Origin of the sequence: Microvirga puerhi, from assembly GCF_020089865.1 — a bacterium.
GTDB classification, from domain to species: domain Bacteria; phylum Pseudomonadota; class Alphaproteobacteria; order Rhizobiales; family Beijerinckiaceae; genus Microvirga; species Microvirga puerhi.
The window spans coordinates 1-906 of sequence record NZ_JAIRBM010000043.1 but is presented as its reverse complement, the minus strand read 5'-3'; the positions used below and the strand labels follow the sequence as shown (position 1 = coordinate 906).

At 63.8% G+C, this 906-nt stretch carries 1 protein-coding gene; it reads right to left on the bottom strand.

Features of this window, described 5'->3' with window-relative positions; translation table 11 throughout:
- Window positions 1–772: IS481 family transposase (locus K9B37_RS24515; RefSeq protein WP_439651791.1), on the bottom strand; the 772-nt coding region annotated here is incomplete at its 3' end.
- Window positions 773–906 lie beyond the last annotated feature (134 nt).

Here is a 906-nt window from a genome sequence, read left to right as displayed (position 1 = left end):
CCGCTGAGCTGAACGGGATCGCGTAAGCCCACTCGCGCAGGAGCGTTTGGATGAAGCGCTCGGCCTTGCCATTGGTTTTCGGCGTGTAAGGCCTCGTTCGAATGTGTCGGATCCCAAGCATCTGCAGCGCCTTTCGGAACAGCCGTGCGACGTACCCGGATCCATTGTCTGTCATCACCCGCTCGACCCGGATGCCGCGCGCTTTGAACCAGCGCAAGGCTCTGACCAGGAAAGCCGTGGTCGAGCGGCGGGTCTCATCCGGCAGTACCTCGACGTATGCCAGCCGGGTCGCGTCATCAATGGCCACATGGAAGCAGTCATAACCTGCTCCTGTGCTCGCTTGGCGCCGGTCGCCTGTGATGCGATGGCCGACCCGCTCGAAGCGGGCGAGCTTCTTGATGTCCAGGTGGATCAGTTCGCCGGGGCATTGACGCTGATAGCGCCGGGGTGGCTCCTTCGGCTCCAGGGCTTTCAGGCGCCCCAACCCACGCCGGGTGAGCCAGGCCGCCACGGTGGAGCGGGCCAGATCGAGCTTGCCGGCGATCTCGTCTGCGGTGAGCCGGTACTCTCGCCGCAGGTGTTCAATCACGCCAATCCAGTACTCCGCCGTGCGATTAGCAACTACCCTCGGGCGGGACGAGCGGTTGTCCAACCCGCTGGGCCCTTCAGCCCTGTAGCGGGCTAGCCATTTGCGAGCGGTGCGCTCGCTGACGCCAAAGCCGGCTGCCACCTCCTGAAGCGGCTGGCCTTCATCCAGGATGCGGCGGATCATTTCCGCTCGACCCAGCCGGGTCGTGCGGGCATTCTGATGCGGGTTGTTCATTCCTCAGGTCCATCGGGTGAATCGTGTGGCAACGACCACCTTCAGGCCCTCAGACGGGATGAACAACCTCCTCAGATCTCACA